Raw genomic sequence first — 6,978 nt, forward strand, 5'->3', positions numbered from 1 at the left:
TTTGTGTAATCTCAAGATTTTGTTGATTATAAAACATAAAAACGCCTCCTTTCTTTTTATTCTTCTAGAAAAGGAGACATTTTTAAAGTGTTTTATTTAAAAATTGTATTGACAGAGTTGTTTTTCAACACTCTGAAAATAAGCTTCTCAATTATGAGAAGCTTATTTTTTATCAACATGATAGATTTGATATACATCGCGTTTCGACAAATCTCGATCTTTAGCGACTGTTTTTATCGCCTCTTTTGAATTCATACCTTTTTCGTTTATATAATGTTCAATATGATTATATACTGAAATAGATTCCCACCATTGTTCTTCTGGGGCAGGTTCTTCCGTTGAACCAGCTACTAAAATACAAAACTCACCACGAACTTCATTTTGTTTCGTCCACTCAATTGCTTCTTCGACTGTGCCTCGAATAAATTCCTCGAATTTTTTCGTTAACTCTCGACATAATACAATTTCTCTATTTCCCAATACTTCTTGCATCGATATTAAAGTATCATCTAAACGGTGCGGCGCCTCATAAAACATCATTGTAGTTTGTATATAACGAAGTTTCTCTAACTCCATTTTTCTTTCTTTTTTATTTCTTTGTAAGAATCCATAGAAATAAAACTGTTTTGTTTCAAGACCTGATGCAATTAATGCTGTAAGTGCTGCATTTGCCCCAGGAAGCGGGATAACATGATACTGTTCCTCTACAGCCTCTACAACAATATCGTAACCTGGATCGGAAATACACGGCATACCAGCATCACTAACAAGCGCTACAGTCTTTCCTTCGTCTAGCTTCTCTAATATTTTCTTTCCGCTTACTTCTTTATTATGCTCGTGGTAACTCATAACAGGCGTTTCAATTTCGAAATAATTACAAAGTTTTTTCGTTTGTCTCGTATCTTCAGCAGCAATTAAATCAGCTTCTTTTAAAATTCGGATTGCACGAAATGTCATATCTTCTAAATTTCCAATAGGAGTTGGTACTAAATATAAAACTCCCTTTTCATTTTGTTGAAAGCTTTTTTGTTGCCACATAGCGTTCTCCTTTTTGCATATATTCTTCTTTTTGTTTTCTATTTAATTGCTTAAAATGATACTCTGCTTGCATAGCTGTACGCTTATCTTCATGAAATTCTACGTATTTTAAAACAACAGGAAGTCTAGCACGCGTATACCTAGCCCCTTTTCCGCTATTATGGGTCCCAATCCGCTTCTCTATATGATTTGTATATCCAGCATAATAACTTCCATCAGAGCACTCTACTACATAAAAACAATGCTTATTCTTCTCCATATAAAATTGAACGAATCTCCTTTGTATATTCATTATTTTCTTCATATACAAAAAGAGGTGGCAATATTTTTAAATCTGCGTTTCCGTCCTTAATTCCTTCAATTAACAATGTATTCGCTTCTTTCCCTGCCTTAGGATAAACAAATCGTACACGCTTTGGTTCAATTTTGTATTTACGCATTAATGTAACAATGTCTAGTAAACGACCTGGACGATGTACAAATGCTACTTTCCCACCTTGCTTTACTAGCTGACTGCTTGCGGATACAACATCCTCTAATGTACACATAATTTCATGACGAGCTATCGCTAAATGTTCATTCATATTTTTCTCAGAAGTTGCAGGGGTTTGGAAATAAGGCGGATTACATGTGACAACATCATATTGATGACGTCCAAGTTCCTCCGGCATATCTTTCAAATCCCCATGTATTAAGTGAATTCTTTCTTCCAACTTATTGTATTGAACACTTCTTATTCCCATATCATATAAGCGTTCTTGAATTTCCACACCAGTAATATTCCCTTTTGTTCTTGTACTTAATAGAAGGGGCACAACTGCATTACCTGTACACAAATCAAGTAAATTACCTTTTTGAATTGGCACCCAAACAAAGTCTGCAAGTAAAACGGCATCTAAAGAAAAATTAAATACCGATGGACTTTGTATAATTTTCATTTCTTGCGCTAATAAGTAATCTAAACGTTCATCTTCATATAAATTCATATATTACTCCTTTTCTTACCCTTAACCTACCCTATTTCATCTTCTACTAATAAAAAACATATTTCATTCTACTCTCATGTATAAAAAATTACCTTTCCAATTATCATTGGAAAGGTAATTTCACTTTTTATTTAAAAATGACAGGCAGAATAAACAATCTCCCTCTTTACGTACACTTCCATAATGCAGATTACAAATATGAAAACCTTCTTGATATAGTCTTGCTAAATTATCGTAGCCTTCACCAATATCTGTCTTCGGCTTTACTTCTTTACGTTTTTGAGTTTTTTGTTTTTCTTTAATCTGCACTTCTTCAAAGCGATGTCGCAAATTTTCATTTTCCATTTTTATATGTTGGTTTTCTTCCAACAACTCTGCAAGATGTTGTTTTAATTCTCCCAACTGTTTGTATAAATGTCCAATTTGCTCTTCCATACTAGAAACCGATGCAAAAATATCTTTTTTCTCCACAAGCACCCACCTCATTAATCTGTGGTTTGACTCGAAACGACCCCTTTATTCACTAACTCATCTAACGTATATTCTACTATCCGTTCCTTGTCTACTAATTCCACTTGAATTAATCTTTCTAAAATATTTAATCCGATAACACGGCCAGTACCATGCGGGGTTTGTATACGTTGATCTAAATCAGGAAGTTGTTCCTTTGCTGCTTCATATTCATCGTTCTCATATTTTAAGCAACACATTAAGCGACCACATAAACCAGAGATTTTTGCAGGATTTAATGATAAATTTTGATCCTTTGCCATCTTAATGGATACAGGTTCAAAATCTCCTAAAAAAGTAGAACAACAAAGCATACGACCACATGGACCAATACCACCAAGCATCTTTGCCTCATCACGAACACCAATTTGTCTTAGTTCAATTCTTGTCCTAAAAATTGCCGCTAAGTCCTTCACTAGTTCGCGGAAATCAATCCGACCATCCGCAGTAAAGTAGAAAATAATCTTATTGCGATCGAACGTATACTCTACATCTACAAGTTTCATATCAAGATTATGCTCTACTACCTTTTGCTGACAAACTTGATATGCTTCTTTCGCAGCATGTTTGTTCTCTTCAACAATGGTACGATCATTTTCATTAGCAATACGAATAACCTTTTTTAGCGGTAATACAACGTCGTTTTCATCAACTTGCTTTTTGGTAATAACTACTTTTCCATATTCAATACCTCTAACTGTTTCTACAATTACAAACTCATTTTCAGAGATATCGAACTGATTCGGGTCAAAGTAATACACCTTTCCGGCCTTCTTAAAGCGAACACCTACTACATCATACAAAACGGTCATCCCTCCTGCAACCGCAACACTAACTGTTCGAACACAAGCTGCGCATTTACATTAGCGTTGATTCTATTTTTTGCCTCTAATATATTAAAGAGAGCTGATACAATGCGCTTCTGAGCATAGGAGAAAGATTCAAACATCTCTTTCTGCTCATGAAAAACAAGACGATCTTCTTCTCCAAGTTGAACATATAATAAATCCTTATAAATAAGGAGTAACATATCTAAACCTTGCTGTAATTGTTCTTTCTCTCCAAAGTGTTTTCCCCATTTTTCCTGTACAAAAAAAATAGAGGCTTTATCTTTTTCGAGCGCTTCACATAATTTTATCACTAAAGCTCGTGCTTGTGCAAACCATTCATCACTACATAAAGCTAAAGCTTCATCAAAACTATTCGTGAGTTGTGCAGCAAGTGTCGCTAAAGATGCCGTAATACCTTCATCCTGTAATCTTCTAATTAAAGATTCCGTAGGTAACGGTCTAAATGTAACAACTTGACAGCGAGATAAAATCGTATTTAAAATTTGATGACTTTGTTCAGTAAGTAAAATAGCTGTTGTATCACTACTTGGTTCTTCTAAAAATTTCAAGAGTGTATTTGCTGCATTTGCCGTCATACGGTCTGCGTGCTCAATAATATATACTTTTTTATTTGCTTCTAATCCTGTTTTTGAAAACTCTTCTTGTAAATCATGAATTTGCTGCTTTTTAATAGATAATCCGTCTGGTTTTACAATATGTAAGTTCGGGTGGTTACCTGAATCAATTCGCTTACAATTTGTACATACGTGACAAGGCTCTACCCCATTCCGCTGAGAACAGAGGAAACTCTTTGCCATTTGAATTGCTGTCGCAAACTTTCCTGTCCCTTTCCCTCCCTCTAACAAGTAGGCGTGGGATATACGCTCTTTTGCAATGCTATTCATCAACATTTTTACACCGATGGGTTGTATAGCAGAAAGCTGCTCCCACGTCTTCGTCATAATGCATACCTCACTTATTTCATTCTTTTCTTCTATTATAACAATTTATCTTCTATAACCTGAATAACTTCTTCTATAAGTTTTTCCATTGGTTGATCAGCATTTACCAATACAATACGATCCGAGAAACGTTCTACAACTTGTAAATACCCTTCACGCACACGTTTATGGAAAGAGATATCTTCCATATCTAACCGATTCACTTCACGTCCTGCATCTTTTGCAATTCGAGCTAAGCCAACCTCTGGCTCAATATCTAAGTAAATTGTTAAACTAGGCATACAGTCCTCTGTTGCGAAACGATTTATTTCAAATACTTTATCCATACCTAATCCTCTTGCATATCCTTGATATGCTAAAGAGCTATCTATAAAACGATCACATAATACAAGGTAATCCTCATTAAGTGCCGGCATAACTTTTTCTACTAAATGCTGTCTACGTGCAGCAGCATATAGCAGCGCCTCTGTACGTGCTTCCATCATCGTGTATTCTTGTTTATGTAAAATCGTTCTAATATCCTCAGAAATTGCAATACCACCTGGTTCTCTCGTCGCCATTACCTTTTGTTCTTTTTGTTCAAAGTATGGCAATAAACCTTGAATTAACGTTGTTTTACCCGAACCTTCTGGACCTTCAATTGTTACAAATAATCCCTTCATTCTAAAACCTACTTTCTATATCATACACTTTCATATATTTCGTGCTACCTTGAAAACGAGCGCCCGCTTTCTCTAAATACGTAATTTGTTCTTTATGTTCTGAAGTAATTCTTTCCCCATACATAATCAGTGGAATTCCAGGTGGATACGGAATTACCATTTCTGCTGCTATCATCCCAACTGCTTCTTCTACAGATACTACTTTTATTTCATAACCTTCCAGTTGTTTATATGTATACGGTAAAGGAGAAATCTCTCCTTTATAAGTATAACGAATAGATTCCTTCTTGTCTTTCACCTCATAATATTGCAATGCCACTCGGATCATCTCTACAGCCTTCATATACTCCTTATTTGCTTGCAAGGGCAAAATAAATAGGACATTATATGGATCTGCCATTTCTGTATATATACCAACCTTTTCAAATACAGACTGCAATTCGTATCCTGATAACCGACAACGTGTCTGCACGGTAACCTTTAACTCGTCTTGTAATGGATATTGTAAAATAGCTATTTGTGGGATAGAAGACAATTCCTCTTTAAATTCCCGTAAAAACTCGATAATTTTATCATGTCCTTCTTCTTTTATACGCGCTATTGTAAAGCGTGCAATATCAAGAGAAGTCATAATTGGATACGATGGACTACTAGATTGTAGCATACTTAAATAAGTAGAAACTTTTTCTTCTTTCACTAAGTGACTATTTATATGTAAATAGGATCCCATCGTCATCGCTGGTAATGTTTTATGTGCAGAATGAACCACAATATCTGCACCATATGCTAACGCTGACTTTGGGAATGCCCCACCTAAACAAAAATGAGCTCCGTGTGCTTCATCTACTAAAACAGGGATTTTATGTGCATGTGCATAAGCGATGCTTGCCTCTAGATCCATACCCATACCATAATAATTAGGATGCGTTAAAATGAGTGCTTTAGCATTCGGATATTTTTCAATTGCTTCCTTAATAATCTCATCATGAATTCCCACTGGTACGTTATAAGCTTCATCAATCCATGGATCTAAAAAAATGGGATTTGCTCTCGCTAATTTCAAACCATTAATAATTGATTTATGACAATTTTTTTGCACAAGAACAATATCATGTTCCCCGCAACAAGACAAAATCATTGCTAAGTTCCCCACTGTTGAACCATTAATTAAAAAATAACTTTTTTCCACTCCATACACATCAGCTAATAATTGTTGCGCCTCATCTATACATTCAAACGGACTATGTAAATCATCTAACCCTGACAACTCAGTTACATCGATCGATAGTATATCTTTAAACTCCTCTACTGCCTCCTTAGGGAAGTTTAAACCATTTTTATGACCTGGAACATGAAAGGATAACGGTCCTCTTTCTTTAAACTCTATTAGTGCCTCATATAAAGGTATGCGATTTTGATTCATCTATATCTCTTCCTTATTATTTCATTCTTTATCTATTATACAGAACAAAAAAAATAATAGGCATATGCCTATTTAAAAATATGATACTTCTAATTTCCGAAGTTGTTTTAAATAATATATATACTTCGGATCATTTGTCTCCGTGTTCACCATATCCTTTTCACATTCATAACATATCAAATTATTATAAACATATATACCTTCTTTTCTTTCTGTCTCACAAACAATACAAACTTCATTTTGTGATTTCATATCCTTCCCTCCCTATTTAAATGGACATATTTTATACTTCTATTCCTTAACAATTTACAGAAAAATATACATCAATCTCTTATATAATATGATTAATCCTTAGGCAACGTGTTTGTATTACCATTACTTCTTTTTCCGTATTGTTTGAAAACACAAAAAAACACGAATCAAATGATTCGTGTTTTAGCTTGCTTGGCGACGTCCTACTCTCACAGGGACAAGGTCCCAACTACCATCGGCGCTAGAGAGCTTAACTTCCGTGTTCGGTATGGGAACGGGTGTGACCTCTCTGCCATCATCACCAAACTATGAAGG

General features: G+C 35.0%; 9 protein-coding genes and 1 rRNA gene. All 10 read right to left on the reverse strand.

All coding sequences use genetic code 11. The features are described 5' to 3' along the window. Window positions 1-162: 162 nt before the first annotated feature. Window positions 163-1,038, reverse strand: a complete 876-nt coding sequence (gene rsmI / locus CO726_RS30125; protein ID WP_098759590.1) for a 16S rRNA (cytidine(1402)-2'-O)-methyltransferase — start codon at window positions 1,036-1,038, stop codon at window positions 163-165. Continuing rightward, window positions 1,007-1,297 carry a GIY-YIG nuclease family protein gene (locus CO726_RS30130; protein ID WP_099686746.1) on the reverse strand — a complete coding sequence of 97 codons (291 nt, stop codon included), beginning with the start codon at window positions 1,295-1,297 and terminating at the stop codon, window positions 1,007-1,009. Before CO726_RS30130 ends, rsmI begins: the two co-directional genes overlap by 32 nt. Beyond that, window positions 1,284-2,024, reverse strand: a complete 741-nt coding sequence (locus CO726_RS30135; RefSeq protein ID WP_098759588.1) for a tRNA1(Val) (adenine(37)-N6)-methyltransferase — start codon at window positions 2,022-2,024, stop codon at window positions 1,284-1,286. Before CO726_RS30135 ends, CO726_RS30130 begins: the two co-directional genes overlap by 14 nt. A 120-nt stretch (window positions 2,025-2,144) precedes the next feature. Next, on the reverse strand, window positions 2,145-2,495 hold the full coding sequence (gene yabA, locus CO726_RS30140) for a DNA replication initiation control protein YabA (RefSeq protein ID WP_000412056.1): 351 nt from the start codon (window positions 2,493-2,495) through the stop codon (window positions 2,145-2,147). 14 nt (window positions 2,496-2,509) lie between these two features. After that, window positions 2,510-3,337, reverse strand: coding sequence for a PSP1 domain-containing protein (locus CO726_RS30145; RefSeq protein ID WP_000272429.1), 828 nt, complete (start codon window positions 3,335-3,337; stop codon window positions 2,510-2,512). 5 nt (window positions 3,338-3,342) lie between these two features. Beyond that, window positions 3,343-4,326, reverse strand: a complete 984-nt coding sequence (gene holB / locus CO726_RS30150) for a DNA polymerase III subunit delta' (protein WP_098759587.1) — start codon at window positions 4,324-4,326, stop codon at window positions 3,343-3,345. Between the two features lie 35 nt (window positions 4,327-4,361). Continuing rightward, window positions 4,362-4,988, reverse strand: coding sequence for a dTMP kinase (tmk, locus tag CO726_RS30155; RefSeq protein ID WP_000677229.1), 627 nt, complete (start codon window positions 4,986-4,988; stop codon window positions 4,362-4,364). A 1-nt stretch (window position 4,989) separates the two neighbouring features. Beyond that, window positions 4,990-6,411 (reverse strand): aminotransferase class I/II-fold pyridoxal phosphate-dependent enzyme, encoded by a 1,422-nt coding sequence (locus CO726_RS30160; protein ID WP_099686747.1) that lies wholly within the window; start codon window positions 6,409-6,411, stop codon window positions 4,990-4,992. A 72-nt stretch (window positions 6,412-6,483) separates the two neighbouring features. After that, window positions 6,484-6,663 (reverse strand): sigma factor G inhibitor Gin, encoded by a 180-nt coding sequence (locus CO726_RS30165; protein WP_000842028.1) that lies wholly within the window; start codon window positions 6,661-6,663, stop codon window positions 6,484-6,486. Window positions 6,664-6,853: 190 nt separating this feature from the next. Beyond that, window positions 6,854-6,969 (reverse strand): 5S ribosomal RNA (rrf, locus tag CO726_RS30170). Window positions 6,970-6,978 lie beyond the last annotated feature (9 nt).

The sequence above is a fragment of the Bacillus fungorum genome, from assembly GCF_002746455.1.
Taxonomy (GTDB): domain Bacteria; phylum Bacillota; class Bacilli; order Bacillales; family Bacillaceae_G; genus Bacillus_A; species Bacillus_A fungorum.